General features: G+C 64.7%; 26 protein-coding genes. 8 read left to right on the top strand and 18 right to left on the bottom strand.

Features of this window, described 5'->3' with window-relative positions; translation table 11 throughout:
- Positions 1 to 25: 25 nt before the first annotated feature.
- From GC1_RS11440 to soxR, 3 genes are all read right to left on the bottom strand, one after another.
- Positions 26 to 451: a DUF1493 family protein gene (locus tag GC1_RS11440; RefSeq protein WP_019297111.1), complete on the bottom strand. Its 426-nt coding sequence runs from the start codon at positions 449 to 451 to the stop codon at positions 26 to 28.
- Positions 451 to 2,100, bottom strand: a complete 1,650-nt coding sequence (locus GC1_RS11435) for an electron transfer flavoprotein-ubiquinone oxidoreductase (RefSeq protein ID WP_019297112.1) — start codon at positions 2,098 to 2,100, stop codon at positions 451 to 453. The genes GC1_RS11440 and GC1_RS11435 overlap by 1 nt, the downstream gene beginning before the upstream one ends.
- Positions 2,101 to 2,268: 168 nt before the next feature.
- Complete coding sequence (gene soxR / locus GC1_RS11430; protein WP_019297113.1) at positions 2,269 to 2,748, bottom strand: redox-sensitive transcriptional activator SoxR; 480 nt, start codon at positions 2,746 to 2,748, stop codon at positions 2,269 to 2,271.
- A gap of 98 nt (positions 2,749 to 2,846) precedes the next feature.
- Here soxR and GC1_RS11425 point away from each other — a divergent pair, with 98 nt between their 5' ends.
- From GC1_RS11425 to GC1_RS11415, 3 genes are all read left to right on the top strand, one after another.
- Positions 2,847 to 3,227: a VOC family protein gene (locus GC1_RS11425; protein ID WP_019297114.1), complete on the top strand. Its 381-nt coding sequence runs from the start codon at positions 2,847 to 2,849 to the stop codon at positions 3,225 to 3,227.
- A gap of 245 nt (positions 3,228 to 3,472) precedes the next feature.
- Positions 3,473 to 3,943, top strand: a complete 471-nt coding sequence (gene greA / locus GC1_RS11420) for a transcription elongation factor GreA (protein ID WP_029204901.1) — start codon at positions 3,473 to 3,475, stop codon at positions 3,941 to 3,943.
- Positions 3,944 to 3,962: 19 nt separating this feature from the next.
- The gene (locus tag GC1_RS11415) at positions 3,963 to 5,000 is read left to right on the top strand and encodes a hypothetical protein (protein ID WP_019297117.1); all 1,038 of its coding nucleotides are present in this window, start codon (positions 3,963 to 3,965) and stop codon (positions 4,998 to 5,000) included.
- 146 nt (positions 5,001 to 5,146) lie between these two features.
- Here the strand turns inward: GC1_RS11415 and GC1_RS11410 are convergent, their stop codons facing one another.
- The 4 genes from GC1_RS11410 to GC1_RS11395 all read right to left on the bottom strand — a co-directional run bounded on the left by GC1_RS11410 (position 5,147) and on the right by GC1_RS11395 (position 9,351).
- The gene (locus GC1_RS11410; RefSeq protein ID WP_029204902.1) at positions 5,147 to 7,285 is read right to left on the bottom strand and encodes a molybdopterin-binding protein; all 2,139 of its coding nucleotides are present in this window, start codon (positions 7,283 to 7,285) and stop codon (positions 5,147 to 5,149) included.
- On the bottom strand, positions 7,282 to 7,773 hold the full coding sequence (mobB, locus tag GC1_RS11405) for a molybdopterin-guanine dinucleotide biosynthesis protein B (protein ID WP_019297118.1): 492 nt from the start codon (positions 7,771 to 7,773) through the stop codon (positions 7,282 to 7,284). The genes GC1_RS11410 and mobB overlap by 4 nt, the downstream gene beginning before the upstream one ends.
- Entirely contained in the window at positions 7,770 to 8,414 is a 645-nt protein-coding gene (gene mobA, locus GC1_RS11400) for a molybdenum cofactor guanylyltransferase MobA (protein WP_019297119.1), read from the bottom strand. The genes mobB and mobA overlap by 4 nt, the downstream gene beginning before the upstream one ends.
- Before the next feature lie 61 nt (positions 8,415 to 8,475).
- Positions 8,476 to 9,351 (bottom strand): sulfurtransferase FdhD, encoded by an 876-nt coding sequence (locus GC1_RS11395; RefSeq protein ID WP_019297120.1) that lies wholly within the window; start codon positions 9,349 to 9,351, stop codon positions 8,476 to 8,478.
- 64 nt (positions 9,352 to 9,415) lie between these two features.
- Between GC1_RS11395 and GC1_RS11390 the strand changes: the two genes are divergently transcribed.
- Together GC1_RS11390 and GC1_RS11385 are read left to right on the top strand one after the other, a co-directional pair.
- Positions 9,416 to 10,144 carry an AzlC family ABC transporter permease gene (locus GC1_RS11390; protein ID WP_019297121.1) on the top strand — a complete coding sequence of 243 codons (729 nt, stop codon included), beginning with the start codon at positions 9,416 to 9,418 and terminating at the stop codon, positions 10,142 to 10,144.
- Positions 10,141 to 10,470, top strand: a complete 330-nt coding sequence (locus GC1_RS11385) for an AzlD domain-containing protein (protein ID WP_019297122.1) — start codon at positions 10,141 to 10,143, stop codon at positions 10,468 to 10,470. Before GC1_RS11390 ends, GC1_RS11385 begins: the two co-directional genes overlap by 4 nt.
- Before the next feature lie 24 nt (positions 10,471 to 10,494).
- On the opposite strand, the gene GC1_RS11380 is transcribed toward GC1_RS11385, so the two are convergent.
- From GC1_RS11380 to GC1_RS11360, 5 genes are all read right to left on the bottom strand, one after another.
- A complete protein-coding gene (locus GC1_RS11380) occupies positions 10,495 to 11,112 on the bottom strand; it encodes a hypothetical protein (protein WP_019297123.1) in 618 nt (205 codons plus the stop codon).
- Positions 11,113 to 11,128: 16 nt separating this feature from the next.
- Positions 11,129 to 11,263 carry an aa3-type cytochrome c oxidase subunit IV gene (locus tag GC1_RS11375; RefSeq protein ID WP_019297124.1) on the bottom strand — a complete coding sequence of 45 codons (135 nt, stop codon included), beginning with the start codon at positions 11,261 to 11,263 and terminating at the stop codon, positions 11,129 to 11,131.
- A gap of 163 nt (positions 11,264 to 11,426) precedes the next feature.
- A complete protein-coding gene (locus GC1_RS11370) occupies positions 11,427 to 11,879 on the bottom strand; it encodes a DUF6173 family protein (RefSeq protein WP_019297125.1) in 453 nt (150 codons plus the stop codon).
- A gap of 26 nt (positions 11,880 to 11,905) precedes the next feature.
- A complete protein-coding gene (locus GC1_RS11365) occupies positions 11,906 to 12,952 on the bottom strand; it encodes an MBL fold metallo-hydrolase (protein ID WP_019297126.1) in 1,047 nt (348 codons plus the stop codon).
- Positions 12,953 to 12,956: 4 nt separating this feature from the next.
- Entirely contained in the window at positions 12,957 to 14,660 is a 1,704-nt protein-coding gene (locus tag GC1_RS11360; RefSeq protein ID WP_019297127.1) for an acyl-CoA dehydrogenase, read from the bottom strand.
- Positions 14,661 to 14,801: 141 nt separating this feature from the next.
- Here GC1_RS11360 and GC1_RS11355 point away from each other — a divergent pair, with 141 nt between their 5' ends.
- Positions 14,802 to 15,752, top strand: coding sequence for an L-threonylcarbamoyladenylate synthase (locus tag GC1_RS11355; RefSeq protein ID WP_019297128.1), 951 nt, complete (start codon positions 14,802 to 14,804; stop codon positions 15,750 to 15,752).
- A gap of 124 nt (positions 15,753 to 15,876) precedes the next feature.
- On the opposite strand, the gene GC1_RS11350 is transcribed toward GC1_RS11355, so the two are convergent.
- Positions 15,877 to 16,434 (bottom strand): YqgE/AlgH family protein, encoded by a 558-nt coding sequence (locus tag GC1_RS11350; RefSeq protein ID WP_019297129.1) that lies wholly within the window; start codon positions 16,432 to 16,434, stop codon positions 15,877 to 15,879.
- Positions 16,435 to 16,625: 191 nt separating this feature from the next.
- On the opposite strand from GC1_RS11350, the gene GC1_RS11345 reads away from it, so the two are divergent.
- A complete protein-coding gene (locus tag GC1_RS11345) occupies positions 16,626 to 17,435 on the top strand; it encodes a protein-disulfide reductase DsbD domain-containing protein (protein WP_019297130.1) in 810 nt (269 codons plus the stop codon).
- Positions 17,432 to 17,893, top strand: a complete 462-nt coding sequence (locus GC1_RS11340; protein ID WP_019297131.1) for an NUDIX hydrolase — start codon at positions 17,432 to 17,434, stop codon at positions 17,891 to 17,893. The genes GC1_RS11345 and GC1_RS11340 overlap by 4 nt, the downstream gene beginning before the upstream one ends.
- Here the strand turns inward: GC1_RS11340 and GC1_RS11335 are convergent.
- From GC1_RS11335 to GC1_RS11315, 5 genes are all read right to left on the bottom strand, one after another.
- The gene (locus GC1_RS11335) at positions 17,863 to 21,258 is read right to left on the bottom strand and encodes an efflux RND transporter permease subunit (protein WP_019297132.1); all 3,396 of its coding nucleotides are present in this window, start codon (positions 21,256 to 21,258) and stop codon (positions 17,863 to 17,865) included. The genes GC1_RS11340 and GC1_RS11335 overlap by 31 nt on opposite strands.
- Positions 21,259 to 21,263: 5 nt before the next feature.
- A complete protein-coding gene (locus tag GC1_RS11330) occupies positions 21,264 to 22,718 on the bottom strand; it encodes an efflux RND transporter periplasmic adaptor subunit (protein WP_019297133.1) in 1,455 nt (484 codons plus the stop codon).
- A 126-nt stretch (positions 22,719 to 22,844) separates the two neighbouring features.
- Positions 22,845 to 23,387: a molybdenum cofactor biosynthesis protein B gene (moaB, locus tag GC1_RS11325; RefSeq protein ID WP_019297134.1), complete on the bottom strand. Its 543-nt coding sequence runs from the start codon at positions 23,385 to 23,387 to the stop codon at positions 22,845 to 22,847.
- A complete protein-coding gene (locus GC1_RS11320) occupies positions 23,388 to 24,008 on the bottom strand; it encodes a LysE family translocator (RefSeq protein ID WP_019297135.1) in 621 nt (206 codons plus the stop codon).
- The gene (locus tag GC1_RS11315; protein WP_019297136.1) at positions 24,005 to 24,604 is read right to left on the bottom strand and encodes a metallophosphoesterase family protein; all 600 of its coding nucleotides are present in this window, start codon (positions 24,602 to 24,604) and stop codon (positions 24,005 to 24,007) included. Before GC1_RS11315 ends, GC1_RS11320 begins: the two co-directional genes overlap by 4 nt.

Genomic DNA, 24,604 nt, shown 5'->3' with positions numbered 1-24,604 from the left:
TCTGCCGGTTTGCGCGACCCTTCGCCTACCAGAAAACAGCCCAGCACAGGCCAAGCAGCACAGCTGCTGCAACACGCCAATCAGGTAGAAGAGCGGCAATCCCCAAGTCCTTGATCGTGTGCTCCGGGTACGCGTAGTCCCATTTGCCAGCCAGAACCGCTTTTTCGAGCAGTTCCAAAGTGATCGGCTGGTAGGGGATGACCTTGCCAGACGCATCAAGCGGCAGCACGCGCCGCCTGCCGGGCGGCTCATCAGCGTTGTAGTGGAACTCCCAGCGAAGGCCTGACAGGTCTACGCTGAACCGCTTTGAGAAAGCCTCCAGGAATTCGTCTGCATCGTCTCCTTCCAAGCCAAAGGCGCCGAACAGATCATGCTGTTCGACGCCTTTGAGTTTCCGGCATGAATACTGCGCTGCAAAGTCGAGAATTTCCTGCTGCAGCGCAGTTCCCATTACATGTTCGGGTAGTTCGGGCCGTCGCCGCCCTGCGGCGTGGTCCAGGTGATGTTCTGGGACGGGTCCTTGATGTCGCAGGTCTTGCAGTGGACGCAGTTCTGGAAGTTCACCACGAACTCCGGCTTGCCGTCCTTTTCGACCACCTCGTAGACACCGGCCGGGCAGTAGCGCTGCGCCGGTTCCGCGAATTTCGGCAGGTTGACCGAGATCGGGGTGTCCTCATTGCCCAGGCGCAGGTGGCAGGGCTGGCTTTCCTCGTGGTTGGTCATCGAGAAGCTGACGTTGGTCAGGCGGTCAAACGACAGCACGCCATCGGGCTTGGGGTAGTCGATGGGCTTGTGCTTGGAGGCTTCCTCGGTCGACTGGGCGTCGTTCTTGCCGTGGCCCAGGGTGCCGAAGAAGGAGAAGCCAAACAGGTTGTTGGTCCACATGTCCAGGCCGCCCAGCGCCAGCGACGCGGTGAGGCCCCATTTGGACCACATCGGCTTGACGTTGCGGACCATCTTGAGGTCCTTGCCAATGGCGCCGTCGCGCACGTCCGCCTCATAGGCGGTCAGCTCGTCACCCGAACGCTCAGCCTTGATCGCGTCAAAGGCGGCTTCGGCCGCGGCCTTGCCCGACAGCATCGCATTGTGGTTGCCCTTGATGCGCGGCACGTTGACCATGCCCGCGGAACAGCCCAGCAGCGCCACGCCCGGTGCGACCAGTTTCGGCATCGACTGCCAGCCGCCTTCGGTGATGGCACGGGCGCCATAGGCCACACGCTTGCCGCCCTTCAGCAGGTCGGCAACCACCGGGTGGTGCTTGAAGCGCTGGAATTCCATGTAGGGGAACAGGTGCGGGTTCTTGTAGTTCAGGTGCACCACGAAGCCCACATAAACCTGGTTGTTGTCCAGGTGGTAGATGAACGAGCCGCCGCCCGCGTTGGAGCCCAGCGGCCAACCCATGGTGTGGGTGACGGTGCCTTCCTTGTGCTTGGCCGGGTCGATCTCCCAGATCTCTTTCATGCCGACGCCGTATTTCTGCGGCTCTTTGCCGTCAGACAGGCCGTATTTGGCAATCACTTCCTTGGAGAGCGAGCCGCGCACGCCTTCGCTCAGGAAGACGTATTTGCCGTGCAGTTCCATGCCGGGCTCATAAGCCGGGCCGGGGGTGCCGTCGGGGTTCTTGCCGAATTCACCGGCAACCACGCCTTTGACTTCGCCGTTCTCGCCATAAACCAGCTCAGAGCAGGCCATGCCCGGGAAGATCTCGACGCCCATTTCCTCGGCCTGCTCCGCCATCCAGCGGCAGACGTTGCCCATGGAGACGATGTAGTTGCCGTGGTTGTTCATCAGCGGCGGCATCGGGAAGTTGGGGATGCGGACCTGGCCGGCTTCGCCCAGCATCAGGAAGTTGTCTTCCTTCACTTCGACGTTCAGCGGCGCGCCCTTTTCCTTCCAGTCGGGGATCAGCGCGTTCAGGCCGCACGGATCCAGCACCGCGCCGGACAGGATATGCGCGCCGACTTCGGAGCCTTTTTCCAGGACCACGACCTGCAGGTCGGCGTCCAGCTGTTTCAGGCGGATGGCCGCAGACAGACCAGCAGGGCCGGCCCCGACGATCACCACGTCGTATTCCATCGCTTCGCGTTCAATCTCGGCCATTTGCGGCGCTCCTTGGCTTTCTATTCGCTACCGGCCCCACAACACACTGCGGGCGCAATTTTCTTTCGCGGTGCTTATCGTTTGGCGCCCCCATGGGTCAATCCAAACTCCGCGTCAAACACCTGTAAAACAGGCAACTGAGACAAAAAGTGCGTCCATTTTCGTCACTCAAGGATCATTTTCCGCCTCAGCCTCTGTCTCAGGCCGGTCTCCCATTAGATACCGGGGTCCCTGCCCCTTCTGTGCCGCCCGGTCTTCAGGGTTGTAAAGTTTGCAATTCGGAAGCGAAAGACAGCCGCAGCCTATGCAGCCGTCCAGATTGTCGCGCAGTTTGACCAGGGTTTCGATTCGCTGGTCCAGGTGGCTGCGGAAGTCTTCCGAAATGCGGGCCCAGTCGTCCTTGGTCGGTGTGCGGCTGCCCGGCAGGCTGCGCAGGAAGCCGCGGATTTCCGGCAGCGAGAAGCCGAACTGCTGCGCAATCATGATGAAGCTGAGCCGCCGGATGTCGGCCCGGTGAAAGCGCCGCTGGCCGCCTGTGTTGCGCCAAGGCTCCACCAGGCCTTGCGCCTCGTAGTAGCGGATCGCGGACACGGCGAGGCCGGTGCGTTCGGCCAGGTAGCCGATGGAAATGCCTGCGGATTGGGGCATGGCGCACTCCCTGAAGAAATTGCTTGAGCTAAAGTTAGGTTTAGGAATTACGGTGAGTCGCATCAACAGGTTTGCTCAAGATGAGAAGGAGATTTTCAATGAGCGCAGTTTTGGAACACGCAAATGTCACCGTGGCAGACCCCAATGGCACCGCCGCCTGGATGGAAAAGATCTTTGGCTGGCATGTGCGCTGGGAGGGTGAAGCCAAAAACAGCGGCTACACCGTGCATGTGGGCGGCGAAAACAGCTACCTCGCGCTTTACACCCCGCGCACTGCAGCAGGTCAAGCGCCGGAAAGCTATGGCATCATTGGCGGGCTGAACCATCTGGCGGTGATCGTTGATGATCTGGACGCCACTGAGGCCGCGGTGAAGGCCGCGGGCTTCACGCCGATAAACCACGGCGATTATGAGCCGGGCCGCCGGTTCTACTTCCATGACGAGAACGGCATCGAATACGAGGCGGTTCAATATGATTGATCTGCTGTGGCTGGCGGCAAGGTCCGGCTCCCCTGCCCGCGGCATTTTTCCGCGCAAACCTGTGGAAAACCCGCACAATCTGCCGCGTTAGGCGGAATTGCGTGCGGCAAAGCCCTGCGGCCACTTGAATTCAGGCGCAGGATTGGGTCAGGTATTTGTCAACCGGACCGGAGGCCCCGCGGCACATGCTGCGGGGCTGCGGTTTTCATACTGACAAGAACAATAGAGCGACCTGGACCAATCACATGGAAAAGATCCCGATGACCCCCACGGGTCACGCCGCGCTGGAAAGCGAACTGAAGAACCTGAAATCCGTCGAACGCCCGGCCATCATCCAGGCGATTGCCGAAGCGCGCGAGCTGGGCGACCTGTCGGAAAACGCCGAATACCATTCCGCCCGCGAAAAGCAGTCCTTCATCGAGGGCCGCATCAAGGAGCTGGAAGGCATCCTGTCGCTGGCCGATGTGATCAACCCCGCCAAACTGTCCGGCGCCATCAAGTTCGGCGCCAAGGTCACTGTGGTGGACGAGGACACCGACGAGGAAAAGACCTGGCAGATCGTGGGCGAGCATGAGGCCAACATCGAATCCGGCCTTCTTAACATCAAATCCCCGATTGCACGCGCCTTGATCGGCAAGGACGAAGGCGACAGTGTGGAAGTGCGCACGCCCGGCGGCGAGCGCGCCTACGAGATTCTCAAGATCGTCTATTCCTGATCCGGGAGGCCGCGAGGTCATGACAGGCTCCAGCAGCAGTCCGGGCTCTGGCCAGAAACCAGGCGGCAGCCAGCCGCTGCGCCGCCTTGACGGCCCCGCTGCGGCCAATGGCCTGGGCGGTGCGGAGCTGGCCGCCATCGGGCTGGGGGCACTGTGGCTGCTGGTGGTGACCGGGGCATTTGTGCTGGCGCCCGAAGATGCCGGGCTTTCGCAGTGGGCGGATCTGATCATCAGCGTGCTGGCAGTGGTGCTGCCCTTGGCAATGCTGTGGGTTGCGGCCTCTGCCGCGCGCTCAGCCCGGGTGATGCGGGAAGAGAGCGAGCAGCTGCAGGCCGCCATTGACGGGCTGCGCCAGAGCTATCTGGCACAGTCGCAGCAGCATGCGGCAGTGGCGGAGACCTCGGTCGCGAAACGGCTGGAGGAAATCGCCGAGGCCACCCGCAAGACCGAAACCGCACTGGCGACCTTCCACACCAGCCGCCGCGCCAATCCGCTGCGCCCGGCCATCCCGGCAGAAGCGGCAGAGATGACGGCGGCTGACCAGGGCTCGCTGGCGCTAGGCACCCAGGCCGCAGACACTGCGCCGCCCTTGCCCGCCGAACAATTCATCCGGGCGCTGAATTTCCCGGAAACCGCCGAGGACGCGGAAGGCTTTGCGGCGTTGCGCGCAGCGCTGCGCGACCGCAAGGCGGCTCAGGTGATCCAGGCGGCGCAGGACGTGCTGACGCTGCTGAGCCAGGACGGCATCTATATGGACGACCTGCGCCCCGACATGGCGCGGCCCGAGATCTGGCGCCAGTTCGGCCAGGGCGCCCGCGGCCGGGCGGTGGCTGCGCTTGGCGGCGTGCGCGACCGGACCTCCCTGGCGCTGACCGCGGCGCGGATGAAGCAGGACCCGATCTTCCGCGACGCGGCGCATCATTTCCTGCGCCGGTTCGACCAGATGTTTGCGGATTTCGAGGCTGAGGCCAGCGATAGCGAGATTTCCGCGCTTGGCAATACCCGCACCGCCCGCGCCTTCATGCTGGTGGGGCGTGTGGCCGGGACCTTCGACTGAGGGGGCGGCTCCGCCGGGCCGCCGGCTGCGGCGCGGGTATTTAGGACCAGAAAGAAGCAGCATGCAGCGGCGCGCCGCGTGCCAGCGCGGCGCCTGGCCCAACGGCGGGCAAGCATCTGCGATGCGCCGGGCCGCGGGCGGGAGCGCTACGCCTGCATCGCGAAACTGCCGTAAGGGATGAAACGGACCGGATCGCCGGGCTTGATCTCAGCCGCGCCGTCGCCGAGTTCCACCAGACCTTCGGCCCAGCTGAGGCCGCTGATCCGGCCGGAGCCTTCGGACTTGAACACCTCCGCCTTGCCGTCCCGCACCCGCGCCCGCAGGTATTCGCGGCGGCCCGGTTTCTTGCGCTTTTCGAATGCCGCCGGAACTTCAAACGCTTGCGGTTCCTGCCAGCCCGCCCCCGCCATCAGCCCCATTGCGGGGCGGGCAAAGATCAATGTGCAAACCAGCGCCGCCACCGGGTTGCCCGGCAGCCCGAAAACCGGCGTGCCCTGCCACATTCCAAGCGCCAGCGGTCGGCCCGGTTTCAGCGCGATGCGCCATTCCTGCATCGCCCCCGCCTCACGCAGGAGCGCCGACATGTGGTCCTCATCCCCCGCCGAGGCGCCGCCAGAGGTCAGAATCACATCCGTTTTTGCCGCCGCACTGTCCAAATGCCGCCTCAGGGCTTCCCTGTCGTCAGCGGCCTTGCCCAGGTCCACCGGCACAAAGCCCAGCTGACGGATCAGCGCCAGCAGCATGGGGCGGTTTGCGTCAAAAATCTGGCCCTTGCCAGCAGGTTCCCCGGCCTCGACCAGCTCATCGCCGGTGGAGAGCACGCCCACCCGCAGCGGCAGCCTCACGGTCAGCTCCGCCAGCCCTGTAGCAGAGGCCAGGGCCAGATCGGCAGGGGTAATGACCCGGCCTGCGGGAAGGATGACCTCATCCGCGCAGACATCCTCGCCTGCTTTGCGGGTGTTGGCGCCCTGTTTCAGCGGGCCATTGAAAGCAATCTGCTCCCCATCGGTGTTGACGTCTTCCTCCAGGATCACCGTGTCCACGCCCTCAGGCAGCGCGGCGCCGGTCAGCACCCGGATGGCGTTGCCTTCAGCCACGGTACCGTCAAACGGCACCCCGGCAGCGGCCCGGCCCTGCACCAGCGGCAGCACATGCGGCCCCGCTGCCCGGCCACCGGCAAAGCCGTAGCCGTCCACCGCCGTATTCGGCAGCGGCGGGTTGGAGCGTTTGGCCGCCGCATCAGCTGCCAGCACCCGGCCAAGCGCGTCTGCCAGCGGCACGGTTTCCGCGCCGGTCACTGGCCCCAGCCTGTCCCGCAGCAACGCCAGCGCGTCATCGACCGGGGTCCAGTCGACGCCCGCAGGCAGGGCAAAGCAGTCGTTGCTGAGCGGCGGCGGTGTCAGCCCGCCCGGGTCTTCCGAGGCCAGCGCGTTCAAGCGGTCTTCAAAACCCGTGCCCAATATCCAGGCCTCCTCTTGTGCTTCGTCAGGTGCAGCAGCCAGCATTGCGGCCAGCTCCTGTGCTGGCAAGCGGCTGAGCGCCTGCGACAACAGCCGCATTTGCACCCGGTCGCGTATTTCATCCCGGCCGGCAACAGCCATTGCGGCCTTGACGGCCGGTTCGATCAATCCTGGCCAAATTTCTGCAAACACAATTTGCGCGTCCGCAATGTTTTGAAAAGGCCAGACAGCAACCATGTGCCGGAGCCGCAACCGCTGCAGCACCGGCAGCCCCATCAGGACCTGGCTGCCAACCGTTGGGTTGAAGAACAGCTGGAAACAGGAGGAGGACGCCTTGGCTGCCAAGTCTGCGCGGCGCCGTTCCGCGACGTCTTCATATCTTAAGCCGACCTTGCGGTAGGGAATGTCAGGCCAGGCCTTCTCGTCCGGCTTGCCCCAGAACGGACCGGCGCCGGCAAACTGCCGGTTCATTTCCGAGGCGACATCAAACCGGTTGTTGTTGCCGTTCTGTGCGTCTTCGATCCGTTCTTCCAGCCATGCCCATAAGGCAAATGGGTCATTCGATCCGGTGATCCGGCGTGCAAGTCCGCGCGGGTATCCGAAGGGGAAATCAAAGGCTGCCAGCACCCGCCGCCCTGCGGCCTGCTCCGCAGCAAGAAAGCGGCTGATCCAAGCTTCTGCCTCAATCCGGCTGCGGCAGTAAACCGGCTGCTCTGCGATGCCGCCGCGCGCCACTCCGAGCCAGATCGCGTCCTTGCTGGGGCGCCGGGGCTTGCGCTTGGCCGCGGACCAGTCGACGGCCAGGACGGTATCAAAGGGGGTCACAGCCCCAATTCCGCCTGGATGAAATCCGCGATCGCTGCCGTGTCGTTCAGATCGAACACCGGGTGGTCCAGATCCAGCGTTGTGTCGCTGGCGATAGCGCGGATGCTGGGATCCCTAGGCGCGATCAGTTCGGTGCCTGCAGCTTGCCGGAAGGCCTCGATCTTGGGGTGCGGTTCACGCTTGTAGCCCTCCACCAGCACCAGATCGACGGGGTTCAGGCGGGCCAGCAGCTCTGCCAGCAGCGGCTCTGCCGCACCGCGCAGCTCCTGCATGATCGCGACGCGGCCAGCGGAAGCCAGCACCACCTCTGACGCGCCGGCCTGGCGGTGGCGGTGGCTGTCGGTGCCGGGCTGATCCACATCAGTGGCATGGTGGGCGTGTTTGATGGTGGAGACAGAGAACCCGCGGGCACAGAATTCAGCGACCAGCCGCTCCATCAGCCCGGTCTTGCCGTTGTTCTTCCAGCCGGTGACGCCGTAAATCTTCATTTCAAGAGCTCCTCGGCTTTAGCCAGATCTTCTGGGGTATTGATGTTGAAGAACGGGTCAAAGGGATCGGCCTCAAACAGCGCCTCGCGGCCGTTGTGCTGGTCGGTCCATAGGACCACCTTGCGCAAGCCGTCATGCAACGCGGCACGCAGGTCATCGCGCAGGGCCACGGGCCAGAGGCCAAAGGCCGGGTGCCGGTTAACGCGCTTGCCGCCGCCGGATTTCAGCGCCTCGTCGCCGGTGCGCGGGGTGGTGGCGAGGACCAGCGGTTGTTCCATGTCTTCGGACGCTGCGGTCAGCCGGGTGACCAGATCCTGCGGGAAGAACGGCGTGTCGGCAGCGGCGGTCACGATGGTTTCCGCCCCCTGCTCTGCAGCCCAGTCGAGACCTGCCAGCACGCCCGCCAGCGGGCCGGCGAAGCCTTCGATCGAGTCGGCAATGACTGGCAGGCCCAGGTCAGCGAACCGCTCTGGATCTCCATTCGCATTGAGTGCGAGGCCAGAGACCTGCGGCGACAGGCGGTCCACCACGCGGGATAGGAGGCTTTGGCCGCCGACCTGCAGCCGCCCCTTGTCGCCACCGCCCATCCGGGTGGCGAGGCCGCCTGCGAGGATTACGCCCAATGGCTTCTGGTCTGTCATCTCTTCTCCTCACGCGCCGGAAAACACGTGTTTTCCGGGACGGATTTCGCGTGAAATCCAGTTAGCCTTCCGCACTCTTGCGCCGTTGTTTCTTCTCCTCAACCGGCGCGTCTCTGGGGTCCATATCGCGCACCAAACGCTCCTCGCCCGCCAGGCAGACGAACCGCTGGCCCCGCATCCGGCCGATCAGGGTGAGGCCGACCTCGCGGGCGATCTCCACGCCCCAAGCAGTGAAGCCGGAGCGTGAGGCCAGCACCGGAATGCCCATCATCGCGGTTTTGATCACCATCTCCGAGGTCAGCCGCCCGGTGGTATAAAGAATCTTGTCCGCCGCTTCCGCCTGCTCCGACAGCATCCAGCCGGCAATCTTGTCCACTGCGTTGTGGCGGCCGACGTCCTCCATATAGACCAGCGGGCGGTCCTGACGGCAGAGCACGGTGCCATGGATGGCGCCGGCCTCCAGATAGAGCGATGGCGTGCGGTTGATCTTGTGCGCCAGTGCATAAAGCCAGGAGGATTTCACTTCCACCTGCGGCAGGCGCACGTCCTCCAGCCCCTCCATCATGTCGCCAAAGACGGTGCCGACCGCGCAGCCCGACGTGCGGGTTTTCTTCTTCAGCTTTTCCTCGTGGCTGGTTTCCACCGCGGTGCGCACCACCACGGTTTCCAGGTCCTCGTCATAGTCGACGCGGGTGACTTCATCCTCGTCGCGCAGCATCCGCTGATTGCGCAGGAAGCCGAGCGCCAGATATTCCGGGTAGTCGCCGATGGTCATCGCGGTGACAATTTCCTGCGAATTCAGGAAGATGGTCAGCGGGCGTTCCTCGACCACGGCGATCTCGCTTTGCTCGCCGTTCTGGTCGACGCCGGTGACCGCGCGCGTGAGCCGCGGGTCGGAGACACCGGGGGCGATCAGGTATTCTGACGTGATATCCATACTCACCAATTGCATTCCTTCTGCGTCCGCCGTAGGGCGGGTCAAGGCAATCTAGGACGCGCAGATGGCAATCACCACCACCAAATCAGCCTTCTGGAAAGGGTTTCGCGACAGCGCGCCGTTTCTGTTCATGGCCTCGCCCTTCGGCTTCCTGTTCGGAGTGCTGGCCGCGGAGGCCGGGCTGATCGTGCCGGAGGCCTTTGCCTTCTCACTCACTGTCTTTGCCGGCGCCGCCCAGTTCACCGCGCTGCAGCTGATGCAGGAGAATGCGCCGCTGATCATCATCCTGATTTCGGCGCTGGCGGTGAACCTGCGGATGGCGATGTATTCGGCCTCGTTGACGCCCTACCTGGGCGATGCACCAATGTGGCAGCGGGCAATTGCCGCCTATTTCATCGTCGATCAGTCCTATGCGCTGTCGGTCGTGCAGTTCGAACAGGAGCCGGAAATGCCGCTGGCGCAGCGGATGGCCTATTTCTTTGGCACCAACGGGCTGATCACACCGGCCTGGGTCATCGCCACCGCGCTGGGTGCGCTGGTTGGCACCCGCATCCCGGAGAGCTGGGGCGTGGACTTCGTGCTGCCGCTGGCGTTTCTGGCGATGATCGGCCCGATGCTGCGGACCCCTGCCCATGTGGCGGCCTGTTTTGTTGCGGTGGCGGCTTCGCTGCCGGCCTCTGCCCTGCCCTATAATCTGGGTCTGATCGTGGCGGGCATTGCCGGGATGATCGCGGGCGCGCAGGCGGAACTGTGGCTGGAGCGGCAGAAGGCCAAGGCGGAGGGCGCAAAATGAGCAGCATCCCCACACCCATCTTGTGGACCGTGATCATCGGGCTGGCGCTTGGCAGCTACGGCTTGCGGTTTGCCTTCATCGGCTTCATGGGCGGCAAGCCCATCCCTGAATGGCTGATGCGTCATCTGCGCTATACCGCAGTGGCAATCATCCCGGCGCTGGTCGCGCCGCTGGTGGTCTGGCCTGCCCCCACCGGCGGCGATCCCAGCCTGATGCATTTTGCAGCCGCCGCCGCGACCTTTGCAGCGGGTTATCTGACGCGCAATGTGCTGATCGGGCTCGGCACCGGCGGGCTGTGCCTGCTGCTCCTGTATCTCGCCGCCTGAGCGCTCTGCGCCCGGGCGGAAGAATTACTCGGCAGTGCTGAGCGCAGCGTCGCTCTTGGTGATGCCCGCTTGCAAGTCGGCGCTGTCGTTTTCGTAGTAGCGTTCCGTCACCACCCCCGACAGCTGGCCGAACTGGGCGGAGAGCTTTTCCGGATAGAAGGTACGGTCGAGGCTTTCGAAGCCCGGGATCTGCTGCAGGATGCCGATGGTGGCCTGGGCGCAGTAGGCCCCCGGCACGCGGCCGTTGGTCACTGCCAGCTGATAGGCCTTCTGGGCCTGTTCCGGCGTCACCTCAACCCGCTGCACCACCACATGGAAAGTGCTGCGCGCATGGGCGCCGCGGTAGGCCTTTTCCACTGCCGGGGTGATACCATAGAGGACGTCGTTCCGCTCCGGCACGACTGAGGCGTAGAAAGAGCCTGCGGGATCGAAGATCACCCGTTCAGACGCGTTGATCATCAGCGACGCGTGGCCGCCCTTGCCGGTGCGGTTGTTGATCATCGTGTACAGGGTGAGCGTCGCGGGGCCGGGGTGGCGGTAGGCCACCTTGGCCAGGGTTTCGGCATCCGCGTTGGGCTGCTGCGGCGCCGCGCAACCCGCAAGCGCCAGCATCACCGCGCCGAGGCAGAGCAGATTGCGCATAAGTTTGGTCCCGGGATCAGGTGGCGAAAATAGCCAGGAACAGCGCGAGGAAGACCATCGCGATGCAGAAACGGGTCACGAAGGTCATGAAGCTCGAGAACATCTTCTCCTGAACGGTGATGTCCATGGTGCCGTGCTGATGATCAGCCATGTGAGTTATCCCTCAAAATTCACGTGCGTTTTCCCGGTGATTACCGGATTTGCCGGGCCCTGTCACCACGTCATTCGGGCGCATCCCTGGGAAATGCCGCCCGAAAACCACAGAAAACCGCTGCGGATCCTGCGGCTGCGGCCCGGGCGGCGAATCGTGCGGCTCACTCCTGCTGCAGGTCCGAGGCGAGGCGGAAGCCGATACGGTTGGCGGGTTCTTCCTCGCGCGCCTTGGGCACTGCGCGCAGCATCACATTGAGCTGGCTGACATGCTGCACCAGCTGAGTGCGGGAGCCATCCGGTTCGCTGCCGTAGTAGGTGATGATATCGGGATCGAAATAGCCCATGCCCTCAATCCGGAGCACGCCGGTATTGCCGCCAGTAAAGCCCATTGCGACCTCATGCTCAGCGTCCAGCTGCTGTTCGAAATTCTGGATGTAAAGGATCAGCCGCTCATAGGCCCAGCGGGCCGGGCTTTTGGCAGCATCCGGTTTCTGCAGCTTCTCCGGCACTTTGGTGAGGCCGGCGCAGGCCTCCGGATCTGCGTGGACTTCATGCACGCAGGGCAGCACCGCCGCCTCTGCCGCCTCAGCGCTGGTGGAAATCTCGTCGCTCATGGTGCCTCCCCTTTCCGGGGTGCGGATCACCCCTTGCTTTGATAGAGCCAGGCACCGTCTTCGCGTTTCCAGCGCGCCACCTGGCCGGTGTGGTACAGGTGATTTACATGGGCTACCGCCTCGACCAGTGCAAGCCCGTACTCACCTTCGCCGATTGTGCGCTTGAACAGCGGCGCAAAGCAATCAGCAGCTGTCCGCGGCACGGAAAGGTGATCCATCAGCCGCTCCAGCGCGCCGTGGTGGTTGCCGATCAGCTGCTGCATCCTGAGCGGCAGGCGCGAGAACGGCAGCTTGTGGCCGCCAAGCGCCAGATGATCCGGACGCGCCAGTTTCGCCAGCCGTTCGCAGGCTTCCAGCCATTCGCCCAGCGGGTCGGCCATCGGCTCGGTCGCGTAAACGCCGATATTGGGGCTGATGGTCGACAGGATCTGATCGCCGGTGATCACCAGGTTATCGTCGCGGCTCCAGAAAGTCGCATGTTCCGGCGCGTGGCCGTTGCCGGTGTGCACGTCCCAGTCGCGCCCGCCCATACGGATCACGTCGCCCTGCTTGATGCGGGTAAAGCCCAGCGGCATCGGATGCACGGTGTCGGCAAAGTTGAAGGGCCGGTCATTGACGCGCTTCTCATAGACCTCAGGCGCCATGCCGGCGCTGCGGTAATAGGCCAGCGTCTCCTCCGGCCACGTCTCTTGCACATCCAGCGTCAGCATCCGGGCGAACAGCCAGGCGGTGCGGGTGGTGACCAATTCGGCGCCGTGGACGCTCTGGAACCAGCCCGCCAGCCCGATGTGATCAGGGTGGTGATGGGTGACGACCACGCGGGTCACCGGCTTGCCCTTCAGGGGGCCGGCCATCAGGTTCTCCCAGATGCCGCGGCTTTTGCGGGAGTTGAAACCGGTGTCGATCACCGTCCAGCCGTCGCCCTCATCCAGCGCGTAGATGTTGACATGGTCCAGCTTCATCGGCAGCGGCTGGCGCATCCAGAGGACGCCCTCGGCCACTTCGATCGCCTCCCCCTGTGCGGGCGGTTCTTCCCAAGGTGTTCGGGGGGAGACGTCTGGGATATCGCTCATAGGATTAGCCCGCCAGCTCATCAAGACTGAGGGCAAAGGTTCCCGCCGCGCCTGCCTGCGCATGAGCCAGCAGCGCGCTGTGCTCCGGCAGCATCCGGGTAATGTAGAAGCGGGCCAGTTTCTCGCGCGGGCCGCCCTGATCCGCCATCGCGGCTGCCAGGTGATAATGGCCGCCCAGCACCCGGGCAAAGGCGCGCAGGTACGGAACCGAGCCCGCAAAACGGTCCTGCATGTCCTGCTGCGACACCAGCCATTCGGTGGCTTCGCGCAAGGATTCGCACGCCTGCCAGACGGATTCGGCCATGTTGGGATGGGTGGCGCGGGCGCGTTCAGCCTGCTCCTCAATCTCGTCGATCAGGGCAAAGGCCATTTCGCCGCCATCCATCATCTTGCGCGCCACCAGGTCCATCGACTGGATGCCGTTGGTGCCCTCGTAGATCGCGGTGACGCGCACGTCGCGGTAATATTGCGCTGCACCGGATTCCTCAATGAACCCCATGCCGCCATAGACCTGCACCCCGGTTTCCGAGACGCGCATGCCGGTGTCGGTGCCAAATGCCTTGGCAATCGGCGTCAGGAAGGCCGCGCGGGCCGACCAGTCACTGCCGCCGGTAGCGGTGTGCATGTCGATGGCACGGGCGCAGGCCATCAGGATCGCGCGGGAGGCAAAAAGATCCGCCTTCATCTCCATCAGCATCCGGCGCACGTCGGCGTGGTCGGCGATGAAGCCGCTGGCGGTCTTGCCCTGCTTGCGCTCCAGCGCATAGGCCAGCGCATGCTGATAGGCGCCCTCACCGGCGCCAACACCCTGGCCGCCGACGCCGAGGCGCGCGTTGTTCATCATGGTGAACATCGCCGCCATGCCGCCGTGCTCTGGCCCGACCAGCCAGCCGGTGGCGCCGTCGAACTGCATCACGCAGGTGGGAGAGCCGTGCAGGCCCATCTTGTGTTCAAGGCTCACGACCTTGAGATCATTGGCTTTGCCGGGGTTGCCGTCCGCATCCGGCAGGTATTTCGGCACCAGAAACAGCGAAATCCCCTTGGTTCCCGGCACCCCGTCGGGCAGCCGGGCGAGCACCAGGTGGCAGACGTTGCCGCAGAAATCGGTGTCGCCCCAGGAGATGAAGATTTTCTGGCCGGTCACCGCATAGGTGCCGTCACCGTTCGGCTCCGCCTTGGAGCTGAGTGCGCCGACATCGGAACCGGCCTGCGGTTCGGTCAGGTTCATGGTGCCGGACCATTCGCCGGAGATCAGCTTGGGCAGGTACAGCTCCTTGATGGCGTCGGAGGCGTGGTGCTCCAGCGCTTCGATCTGGCCCTGGCTCAGAAGCGGTGCCAGCTGCAGCGACAGGCAGGCACCTGCCATCATCTCGTAGACTGCGACGGCAAGTGTCTGCGGCAGCCCCATGCCGCCGAACTCCTCAGCCGCGCTGATGCCGACCCAGCCGCCTTCGCAAATGGCCTGGTATCCATCGGCAAATCCGGGCGATGTGCGCAGCACGCCGTTTTCCAGACGTCCAGGATGCAAGTCGCCATTGCGCTGCAGGGGCGCCATCACCTCGTCGCACAGCTTGCCTGCTTCTGTCAGGATCGCGCTCACTGTGTCGGTGGTTGCCTCGGCAAAGCGGTCTGTGGCCGGGATGCTGTCATAGCCCACGACGTGGTTCAGCAGAAATTCATACTCGGAAACGGGGGCGCGGAATGTCATGGGCGTCCTCTGGCGGGGGTTTCTGGGGCCTGCGGCGCGGGCAGTCTTGGCTTCCCGGCGCTGGCCCATTATGGTCTGTGGCTTGTCCGATTACCTAACCGGGCGCTTATTTCAATCAACCAAAACGCCGCGTCACCCGGAATGCCCCAGCAGAGCACTGAAATCCTTGCCGCAACGGCAAGCGGCATCGCCCGCGCCGCCCGGCTTTTGCAGGCCGGGCAGCTGGTCTCCTTCCCGACTGAGACGGTTTATGGCCTTGGCGCTGATGCCCGGCAGGGCACCGCGGTTGCGGCGATCTATGAGGCCAAGGGGCGTCCGTCGTTCAATCCGCTGATCGCCCATGTGCATTCGGCAGAGGCCGCGCGGCGCTACGTGGCATGGAATGACGTTGCGGAACAGCTGGCAGCGGCGTTCTGGCCTGGCCCGCTGACCCTGGTACTGCCGCTGCGGGAGGGCCACGGGATCTCACCGCTGGTCACGGCAGGGCTGGAGACGCTCGGCGTGCGGGTGCCTGCGCATCCGGCGGCACAAGCCCTGCTGCGGGAGCTGGACGGGCCGGTCGCAGCACCATCCGCTAACCCCTCCGGCAAGATCAGCCCGACAACGGCAGCCCATGTGATGGCCGGGCTGGACGGCCGGATTGCCGCAATCCTAGACGATGGCGCCTGCGATGTTGGGCTGGAGTCCACCATCATCGGGCTGGCGGGGCCGGAACCGTTGCTGCTGCGCCCCGGCGGGCTGGCGGCGGAAGAAATCGAGGCGGTGCTGGGCCGCAAATTGGCAGAACGCGATGTGCACGACCCGCTGACAGCACCGGGACAGCTGCTGTCGCATTATGCCCCCGGTGCGCCGGTGCGGCTGAATGCTGACGCGGCCGGCGAGGGCGAACTGTTTCTCGGCTTCGGTCCCGGGACCTGCGATCTGAACCTGTCCGAAAGCGGCGACCTGGCAGAGGCCGCCGCGAACCTGTTCGGGCATCTCCACCGGCTGGATACCCTAGGCAAACCGATTGCCGTTGCCCCGGTGCCGATGCGCGGGCTGGGCGAGGCCATCAACGACCGTTTGCGCCGCGCCGCAGCGCCGCGGGACTGAACCCGGCAAGCCGCAGGCCCCTGCGCCCATCGCAGATGGGTGCCCGGCCCAAGGGTTTTGGGGTTATCTGTGGTAATCAGAAAACGCGCGGGAGCCCTCCCGCTGTGCATCCAGATATGCGTATTCAGGCGTGGCCTGCGCTGGCCGAGAGCGTCAGCGGATCAACCCCGAGGGTCTTGAGCGCTGCGCCCCATTTGCTGTCATCCGCAAGGTCGAATACCAGCTCCGGGCTGGCTTCTGCTGTCAGCCAGCCGTTCATGGTGATTTCCGATTCCAGCTGCCCTGGTCCCCAGCCGGCATAACCCAGAAGCACCAGCAGCTGCTCCGGCCCCTGCCCCTCGGCGATGTCCTCCAGAATATCCAGCGTCGCGGTCATTGAGAAACCGCCAGGTACCTTTAGGGAACTCACATCCGATTCGTAATCCGGCGTGTGCAGCACAAAACCGCGCTGAGTCTCTACCGGGCCGCCAAAGCGCACCGGCAGCGCCGCTGCAGCGTTGCCCTCACCGCCCAGGTCCAGCTGCTCCAGCAGATCGCCCAGCGCCACGCCGTCAGCGGGCTTGTTGACGATCAGGCCCATCGCGCCTTCCTCGCCGTGCGAGCATAGGAAAATCACCGAATGCTCGAACCTCGGGTCGCCAATACCAGGCATTGCAATCAAGAGCTTGCCAGTCAGATCCATGAATTTCCGTCTTTCTGCTGCCTCCCCCCACCATGACGCGCACCCGCTTGCCGCGCAAGGGGCGCATCGGCGCAACTCCGCGCAGGCTCCGGCAAATTTGCCGCAAACACAGGAGGATGAGGGAGATATGACCGGATCGTGACTTGGCAAACCAGGCTGGCAGGCGCATGTATTCACGTATGAAACGGACAATGCTCAAAACCGCTGCTGCCGCGGCAGCTTTGCTGGCTGCTGCAAGCGGGTTGCCTGCGTTTGCCGGCGCTGCGGACGGCGATATCGTTCAGGTCGAGGTGCTGGATGGCGGGATGACCTCCCGCGGCACGCATCTGGGTGCGCTGCGGATCACCCTGCAGCCGGGATGGAAAACGTATTGGCGAGCGCCCGGTGATGCCGGCATCCCGCCCAGTTTTTCCTGGCGCGGGGCACGCAATGTCGGCGGGCTGTCGATCACCTGGCCGTCACCAGAAGTATTCCTGACCTCCGGCTACCGCACCATCGGCTATCATGACCAGCTGGTGCTGCCGGTTGAGATCACGCCTGAAACCCCCGGCAAGCCTGTACGCCTGAAGGGCCGGATGCAGCTGGGGGTGTGCAAGGACGTCTGCGTGCCGGCCGAACTGAAGTTCGACCATGAGCTGGACAGCAGCGCCGGCCGCAACCCTGCAATTGCCGCCGCGATGGCCAGCCGCCCCTGGTCGGCCAAAGAAGCGGGCGTGCGCAAGGCCACCTGCAGCCTGCGTCCGTCGCAGTACGGCATGACGGTTACCGCACGCATCTCGATGCCCTCTGCCGGCGGCGAGGAGGTTGCGGTGATCGAACCCGGCAACCCCAAGCTTTATGCAGGTGAAACCACCACCCGGCGCGATGGCGGGCAGCTGGTGGCGGAGACCGAGTTCCTGCCTGCAGACGGCAACGCCTATGCCATCGACCGCTCGCAGCTGCGGATTACGGTGCTGGGGAAAAATCACGCGGTTGATATTCAGGGCTGCAGCGCCGGATGAGCGCAGCCAGCAGCCCTGCCCGCCCGGTTCTGGGCACTATTGCCGTGGTCTGCCGCCATTCCGGCGGGCAGGACCAGGTGATCCTGGTGCAGCGCGGCAAGGAGCCGAACGCAGGCTGGTGGGGCTTTCCCGGCGGCCATGTGGAGATGGGCGAGACGGCCTTGCAGGCCGCGGCGCGCGAGCTGATGGAAGAAACCGGCGTGGCCGCCCGGCCGCTGGAATATCTCACCAACGTGGATGTGATCTCGCGCGATGCATCCGGTATGGCGCAGCGGCAGTATCTGCTGACCGTGGTGCTGTGCGAATACTTGAGCGGTGAACCGGTGCCGGATGATGACGCCGAAAAGGCCGAATGGATTCCCATTGCAGAAATCGAATCCCGCGGGCTGCAGCTTCTGGATCAGGTCGGCGACGTGGCGCGGCTGGCTCAGGCCCGCTGGCGAGCGTTGAGCCGGTAGGCAATTCCGCCCGCGGCATAGGCCAGCAGTGCCAGTGTGAAGGCCCCCACAATGAAGGCCAGCAGCCCTGCCCGCACCGGCTCCATTGCCGCCAGCGCCGGGATCATCCGCAGCGCAGGATGCAGCGCGCCGGATGCCATCGCCCAACCCAGCGTCAGCACCAGCCAGCCCAGTTGCCCCAGAGCGGCGCCCAGTACCAGCCAGCGCAGGCGCCCAGCCCCCTGCCGCAGCGCGCGGCGCAGGGATGTCAGCGGCCGCGACAGGTCGCGCTGCATGGCCACCAGCGCTGGCACCACCAGCAGCACCAGGAACATCCCGAACCCCAGGCCATAGACAAGCGTGATCACCGTGGGCTTCAGGAATTGCGCCTGCTGGGAACGTTCAAACAACAAAGGCGCGAGACCCAGCACCGTGGTCATGGTGGTCAGCATCACCGGGCGCAGCCGGTCCGCCGCCGCGTCGATGATGGAGGGGATCAAGCCGCGGTCCTGCGCATACTGGTCGATGGTAGTTACCAGCACGATGGAATCGTTGATGATAATCCCGGTCATCCCCAACAGGCCAACCACGGTGAACATGCTCAGCGGCACCTCCCAAACGTAGTGCCCCCAGATGGTGCCGACCAGACCGAAGGGAATGATCGCCATCACAACCAAAGGACGGGTCCAACTGGCGAAAATCCAGGACAGCACCAGGTAGATGCCGGTTAGGCAGAGGATAAGCCCGGTACCCGCCTCCTGCAGGAACGTCTGTTCCTGCTCTGCCAGCCCTGACAGGCGCCATTCCACCTGCCGTTCACTGGCAATGTTCGGCAGGATCTCGTTCTGCAGGGCCTGGGTCACCGCTTCGGCGCGGGCCGGATCGTCCTCGGAGATGTCGCCAGTTACACTGATCACCCGGATGCCGTTTTCGCGGCGCACGGTGGAGAACCCGGTGCGCTGGGTGACCGAGACGATATCGGCAAGCGGCACGTAGATGCCGCTGGGGGCCCGCATCAGGGTGCGCTCCAGGAAGTCGGCGGTCAGCTCGTTTCCCGGCAGCTCCACCCGGATCGTGGCGCTGCGCGGGCCGTCGGGATAGGTCGCCGCCTCGATGCCGTTGAGCCGCGCCCGGAGCGCCTGGCCCAGGCTGCCAATGGTGAAGTTCAGCGCCTGCCCCTGCGGGGTGAGGTCGAGGATCACCTCCTCCTTGTCGTAGGCGAGATTGTCCTCAACCGCTGAAACTTCCGGAAAACGCAGCAACGCGGTTTTCAGGTCTTCCGAGGCATCTTTCAGCACTTGCACGCTGGGGCCCGAGAACTGCACATCCAGCGCGTCGCCGCCAGGCCCCGACCGCCAGCTGCGGAAGGAAATCGTCTCGACCATCGGGTGGCGCACCACCCGTTCCTGCAGCTCTGCCACAAAGGCAAAGCTGGAATAGGGGCGCAGGTCGGCGTCGATCAGTTCAATCGAGATACCGCCCAGCAGGTCGGTATCCTTGGCCTCCACCCCGCTGAGGCCGCGGCCAGCATTGCCACCGGTTTCGGCCATCACGAAGTCCAGCGGGTTGCGGCCGTAGCGTTCAGCATACTCGGCACCCAGCGCCTCTGTCGCGCGCTGCATTTCCTGCATCATCGCCATTGTGTCGGCGCGGCTGGCGCCCTCCACCATGGCGAAATTACCGGTGACCGAGCCGCGCTCCGGTGCGTTGAAGAAGCGCCATTGCACATTGCCGTTTATGAACAGCGCTGCCTGGCTGGCCAGAATTGCCAGCGCCCCGGCCAGAACCGCGTAGCGCGCAGTGACGATGTAACCCATCAGCGGGCGGAAGGCATGGTCACGCAACCAGCGGAAGCCGCGATTCACCATCCGGTTCGGCCAGTCGTACCAGTGGCGCGCCTGTGCATGGGTCAGCGCGTGGGCCAAGTGGTTGGGCAGGATAAGGAAGCACTCCACCAAGGAGGCCGCCAGCACCGCGATCACGGTGAAAGGAATGTCGCGGATCAGCTCGCCGAACCGGCCGCCCACCAGGGTCAGCCCGAAGAAGGCAATGATTGTGGTGAGGGTTGCAGCGAAGACCGGCAGCGCCATGCGGCGGGCGGCGTTTTCCGCCGCCTGCATCGGGCTTTCGCCTAGCCGGCGGACCCGGAAATCGGCGTGCTCGCCGACCACGATTGCGTCATCCACAACGATGCCCAGAGTGATGATCAGGCCAAACAGGCTGACCATGTTGATGGTGATCCCGGCGGCATACATCAGCGCCACGGCAGCAAACATCGAGGCCGGGATACCCATTGCCACCCAAAAGGCGATGCGGGTGTTAAGGAACAGGAACAAGAGGCACAGCACCAGGCCAAGCCCCATCAACCCGTTGTCGACCAGAATATCCAAGCGGTCGGTGATGGACTGCGCCCGGGTGCGGATCAGCTCAGCCGTTACCCCTTGCGGCAGGCTGGCCTGAATCTCATCCACGACCTCCTGCACCCGTGCCTGCAGGCGGATGGCATTTCCCTGATCGGAGCGGTCCACCCGGATCGACATCGCCGGGTTGTCATCGACGAAGTAGGAACGGTTGCGGTCCACACCCTCGACCCGGATCTGCGCCACATCACCGAGGGTCAGCACGGAGCCGTCGGCATTGGTGCGCAGCACGATGGCTGCCAGCTCATCCGGTTTACGCTTCTCGCTGCCGGTGCGCACACGGGCGTTGGCGCCGGATACGTCGCCTGCAGGGTCGGCATCGACCTCTGCCGCGATGGCCTCCGCGATCTCGCGCATGGTGATGTCGTGGGTGATCAGCTTAGCGGTGGGCACCTCGACGATGGTTTCCGGCGCTGCCACGCCACGGATCGTGGTGCGGGTGACACCGGCCTCAAAGAGGCGCACGACCAGTTCGTCAGCAAAAAGACCCAGCTGCCCTGCCCCGACCGGCCCGGTGATCACCACATCGGTCACCCGGTCGCGCCAGGCGCCGCGGCGCACCTCAGGCTCCTCTGCCTCCTCCGGCAGGGTGGTGATGCCGTCCACCGCGGTCTGCACATCGTCGGTGGCCTGACCCATGTCGGAACCGGGCTCAAACTCCAGGGTCAGCGTCGCCAGTCCTTCGCGGGAGATGGAGGAGGTCTCCTCCACGCCGTCAACGGCCAGCAGCGCAGGCTCCAGCACCTGCACGATGGCGCTGTCCACATCTTCTGGACCGGCGCCCTCCCATTCAACGGTGACGGTAACACGTTCGACAATCACATCCGGGAAGAACTGCGCCCGCATGTTGGGCATCGCAGCCGCACCCAGCACCAGCATGATCACCAGCAGAAGGTTGGCCGCGGTGCGATGGCGAGTGAAATAGCTGAACAGCCCGCGGGCCTGCCGGGGAAGCCTGCGCGCCATCGGGTTCAGCCTCCCATCCGGGATTCAATCCGGCTTACAAGCTGGGCGGGAACTTTGACCTCTGCCAGCTGCTGCAGCATCTTTGCCTTCATCTCCGAAGGCATCCGGCTGTTGCCCTCAACCAGCGCAACCAGCTGGGCGCGGCGCTCATCCGTGAGTTCGATCAGCTCCGGCAGCGCCTGCGCTTCTGCGCCCCGACGCAGCGGGCGCACCTTGATGCCGGCCCCCAGCAAGGGCGTGCGGCCTGTCACAACTTCGCGGCCTTCCAGCCCTGAGCCGCGGATCAGCACGTCATCGCCCTGGCGGCGCACCAGCTCAACGGGCAGCGCCTCCAGCCGGTCCTCTTCACCCAGCAACAGAACGGTGCCGTCTGCACCCAGCGCGGAGGCCGGAACCCGTGCGACCGCGCGGACTTCAGGCTCTGTCACGTGAACCGTCACGAAATCTTCGGGTTTGAACCCGGGGGCTGCGTTCAGGCTGGCGTAGACCAGCCGCCCGGTCTGCCCGTCCCCCGCAGCACCGCTGGCGCGTGATATCCGCCCGGTTGCGCTGAGGCCGGCACCAGCCGCATCCAGCGTCACCCGCACTGGAGCCTCCAGCAGGCGGCCGTCACCGTCCAGCAGCCGGGCGTATTGCGCGGTGGAAACCCGGAAAGCTACCTCCAGCAAGTCCGGATCGACCAGATCAGCAAGTTTTTCATTGGCGGAGACAAGCCGGCCCTGCACCAGGCTGACCGCCTGCAGGGTGCCGTCAAAGCCCGCCTTGATGGTGGTGTCCTCCAGGTCGCGCCGCGCCTCGTCCAGCGCGATCTGCGCCCGGGCCACCCGGGTAGCAGCCTGATCCGCGCGCGCCTCTGCCTGGCTGACCGCCTGGCGGCGCGAGATCACGGTTTGGCGGGCTTGAACCGCGGCAAGCTCCGCGGTTTCCACCGTCGCTGCAGTGCCGACGCCGCGCTCCTGCAGATCCACCTGCCGCTGGAAAGCGCGTTCGCGCAGCTGCGCCTGGTCCTGGGTTGCCTGAAGCTCGTCCTGTGCCAGAATCAAGGCCCGCCCCGCATCGCGTTCCTCAGCCCGGGCGTCCATCATGTCAGCCTCGGCCCTGTCCAGCGCGGCCTGCGCATCCGCAGGATCAATCTGCACAAGCACCTCGCCCGCCCGGACCGCGCCGCCTTCCTCGAAATCTTCAGAGAGCTGCACCACCCGTCCACCGGAGGCCGTTCGCAACTCCAGTGTGCGGCGGCTTTCAACCCGGCCAAAGGCCGTCAGCTCCGGTGCAACCGTCTGCAGGTCCGCGGTCACCACGTTGACCGCAAACACCCGTTCGCGCGCGGGCGGCGCCTTGCGTTCGGCATTGAGCTGCGCCTCGATGGCGCCAAAGACCAGCTGCCCAGCATACAGCAGCAAAGCGGCCGTCAGCGACGCCAGGAAAAGCCCTATCAAACTCTGACGCAAAAAGCGCATGTCTCTCCCTTCCGGTGGCGGCTGCTGCCGGGGCCGCGCATGGGCCGCATAAGCGCAAATGCCTTGTGCCTGCTTGAAAATATAGGATTCTCCGCGCAGGTTTGCGAGGTTACACGCAGCGCTGGGTTACTTCCGGCGCAGATGTTCCTCCAATCTGGGCATGATTTCCACGAAATTGCAGGGCCGGTGGCGGTAATCGAGCTGTTTTGACAGGATTTCATCCCAGCCGTCCTTGCAGGCACCTGGGCTGCCGGGCAGCGCAAACAGGTAAGTTCCGCCCGCCACGCCGCCCGTAGCCCGCGACTGCACCGCGCTGGTGCCGATCTTCTGCATCGAGACCCAGGTGAAGACAGTGCCGAAGGCTTCAATTTCCTTTTCGTAGACGTCGCGGTGCGCTTCTACCGTCACGTCGCGGCCGGTCAGGCCGGTACCGCCGGTGGAGATCACCACATCCACCTTGGGATCAGCGATCCAGGCGCGCAGTTGAGCGGCGATCTCGGTCCGCTCATCGGGAATGATCTTACGGTCGGCCAGACTGTGGCCCGCCTCCCGCAGCCGGTCGACCAGCACCTGGCCGGAGCGGTCGTCCTCCATCTTGCGGCTGTCGGACACAGTCAGCACCGCGATGCGGACCGGGATGAATTCCATGCTTTCGTCGATACGGGACATCTACGCCCTCTCCATGATTGCCAGCCGAACGGCCAGCCCTGTGAAAATTCCGGCCGAGATCCGGCCAAGCCAGCGCGCGAAGACCGGCGAGCCTGTCAGCTGGCGCCCGGCCTGGCCTGCGAAAATCCCCACTAGCCCGTTTATGACGAACCCGCCTGCGGCCAGGATCAGCCCGAAGACCAGGAATTGCGCCAGCACCGGCCCCGCCTCAGGCCGGACGAACTGCGGCACAAAGGCCAGCACGAACAGGATTACTTTGGGATTGGTGAGATTTACGAGGAAGCCGGAGCGGAACGCCTGCCTTGCGGGCACAGAGGGCGCATCGGCCTGCACTGCCCCGCAGCGCAATGCACCCCAGGCGAGATACAGGAGATACCCCACACCGATCCAGCGGATCACATCGAACAGCCCCGGCATGGCAGAGACCACTGCCCCCAGCCCAAGCCCGGCCAATGCCACATGCACCATGCTGCCAGCCGAGATGCCTGCGCTGGCCGCCACCGCCGCGGCGCGGCCGGAGCGCAACCCTTGGCCAAGGCAGAACATCATATCCGCACCCGGCGTCAGGTTCAGCGCCAGCGCCGCCGGGATGAAGGCCAGCAGGGTAACGGGGTCGATCACAGCTCCACCTCGAACCAGCTCACTCCAGGGCCGAGATTGGCCACCTGCGTCTTCCCCAGAGTCCCCCGGAAGCCCCAGCAATCATGCACATGGCCGCAGAGCAGCAGTTGCGGCTGCACCCGTTGCGCTGCGGCGCGGACCGCGGTGGAGCCGACGGACAGCCCGCGGGAGGTCACATCGCCGAAGCCTTTGGGCGGGGAATGGGAAATCAGGATATCCGCGTGATCGCAGGCTGCCAGCATCGTGCCCGCATGTATCTCGCTCAGGTCGCAGGACCAGCCGCCAAAGGGTGTTTCCGGCACGCCGTAGCCCAGCCCGAACAGGCGAAGGCCTTCGATGTCCGTGCCATCGCCATGCAGCACCGTGGTATTGGCAAACCCTGCCGCCCGCAGTTCATCCGCGCTTTCGCCATTGCCAGGCACCGCCACCATCGGCGCCTTGAGCCCCGACAGCATGGCTACGGCACTGTCCAGCCCCATCCGCATGTTGCAGAAATCACCAGCCCCGATCACCAGATCCGCACCCGCACTGGCCGCCACGATATCCGCGGCGTGGGAGGCTGAAAGATGCAGATCGGAGAACGCCAGAATTTTCAT

The organism is Leisingera sp. ANG1 (genome assembly GCF_000203975.2).
GTDB lineage: Bacteria > Pseudomonadota > Alphaproteobacteria > Rhodobacterales > Rhodobacteraceae > Leisingera.
The sequence above is the reverse complement of the archived record's forward strand: the minus strand, read 5'-3'. Positions and strand labels throughout refer to the sequence as shown.

What these genes read in the sequence shown, in the direction of transcription:
- GC1_RS11440 (WP_019297111.1), bottom strand. Translation starts at nt 451, where the DNA reads ATGGGAACTGCGCTGCAGCAGGAAATTCTCGACTTTGCAGCGCAGTAT.
- GC1_RS11435 (WP_019297112.1), bottom strand. Translation starts at nt 2,100, where the DNA reads ATGGCCGAGATTGAACGCGAAGCGATGGAATACGACGTGGTGATCGTC.
- soxR (WP_019297113.1), bottom strand. Translation starts at nt 2,748, where the DNA reads ATGCCCCAATCCGCAGGCATTTCCATCGGCTACCTGGCCGAACGCACC.
- GC1_RS11425 (WP_019297114.1), top strand. Translation starts at nt 2,847, where the DNA reads ATGAGCGCAGTTTTGGAACACGCAAATGTCACCGTGGCAGACCCCAAT.
- greA (WP_029204901.1), top strand. Translation starts at nt 3,473, where the DNA reads ATGGAAAAGATCCCGATGACCCCCACGGGTCACGCCGCGCTGGAAAGC.
- GC1_RS11415 (WP_019297117.1), top strand. Translation starts at nt 3,963, where the DNA reads ATGACAGGCTCCAGCAGCAGTCCGGGCTCTGGCCAGAAACCAGGCGGC.
- mobB (WP_019297118.1), bottom strand. Translation starts at nt 7,773, where the DNA reads ATGAAGATTTACGGCGTCACCGGCTGGAAGAACAACGGCAAGACCGGG.
- mobA (WP_019297119.1), bottom strand. Translation starts at nt 8,414, where the DNA reads ATGACAGACCAGAAGCCATTGGGCGTAATCCTCGCAGGCGGCCTCGCC.
- GC1_RS11395 (WP_019297120.1), bottom strand. Translation starts at nt 9,351, where the DNA reads ATGGATATCACGTCAGAATACCTGATCGCCCCCGGTGTCTCCGACCCG.
- GC1_RS11390 (WP_019297121.1), top strand. Translation starts at nt 9,416, where the DNA reads ATGGCAATCACCACCACCAAATCAGCCTTCTGGAAAGGGTTTCGCGAC.
- GC1_RS11385 (WP_019297122.1), top strand. Translation starts at nt 10,141, where the DNA reads ATGAGCAGCATCCCCACACCCATCTTGTGGACCGTGATCATCGGGCTG.
- GC1_RS11380 (WP_019297123.1), bottom strand. Translation starts at nt 11,112, where the DNA reads ATGCGCAATCTGCTCTGCCTCGGCGCGGTGATGCTGGCGCTTGCGGGT.
- GC1_RS11375 (WP_019297124.1), bottom strand. Translation starts at nt 11,263, where the DNA reads ATGGCTGATCATCAGCACGGCACCATGGACATCACCGTTCAGGAGAAG.
- GC1_RS11370 (WP_019297125.1), bottom strand. Translation starts at nt 11,879, where the DNA reads ATGAGCGACGAGATTTCCACCAGCGCTGAGGCGGCAGAGGCGGCGGTG.
- GC1_RS11365 (WP_019297126.1), bottom strand. Translation starts at nt 12,952, where the DNA reads ATGAGCGATATCCCAGACGTCTCCCCCCGAACACCTTGGGAAGAACCG.
- GC1_RS11360 (WP_019297127.1), bottom strand. Translation starts at nt 14,660, where the DNA reads ATGACATTCCGCGCCCCCGTTTCCGAGTATGAATTTCTGCTGAACCAC.
- GC1_RS11355 (WP_019297128.1), top strand. Translation starts at nt 14,802, where the DNA reads ATGCCCCAGCAGAGCACTGAAATCCTTGCCGCAACGGCAAGCGGCATC.
- GC1_RS11350 (WP_019297129.1), bottom strand. Translation starts at nt 16,434, where the DNA reads ATGGATCTGACTGGCAAGCTCTTGATTGCAATGCCTGGTATTGGCGAC.
- GC1_RS11345 (WP_019297130.1), top strand. Translation starts at nt 16,626, where the DNA reads ATGCTCAAAACCGCTGCTGCCGCGGCAGCTTTGCTGGCTGCTGCAAGC.
- GC1_RS11340 (WP_019297131.1), top strand. Translation starts at nt 17,432, where the DNA reads ATGAGCGCAGCCAGCAGCCCTGCCCGCCCGGTTCTGGGCACTATTGCC.
- GC1_RS11335 (WP_019297132.1), bottom strand. Translation starts at nt 21,258, where the DNA reads ATGGCGCGCAGGCTTCCCCGGCAGGCCCGCGGGCTGTTCAGCTATTTC.
- GC1_RS11330 (WP_019297133.1), bottom strand. Translation starts at nt 22,718, where the DNA reads ATGCGCTTTTTGCGTCAGAGTTTGATAGGGCTTTTCCTGGCGTCGCTG.
- moaB (WP_019297134.1), bottom strand. Translation starts at nt 23,387, where the DNA reads ATGTCCCGTATCGACGAAAGCATGGAATTCATCCCGGTCCGCATCGCG.
- GC1_RS11315 (WP_019297136.1), bottom strand. Translation starts at nt 24,604, where the DNA reads ATGAAAATTCTGGCGTTCTCCGATCTGCATCTTTCAGCCTCCCACGCC.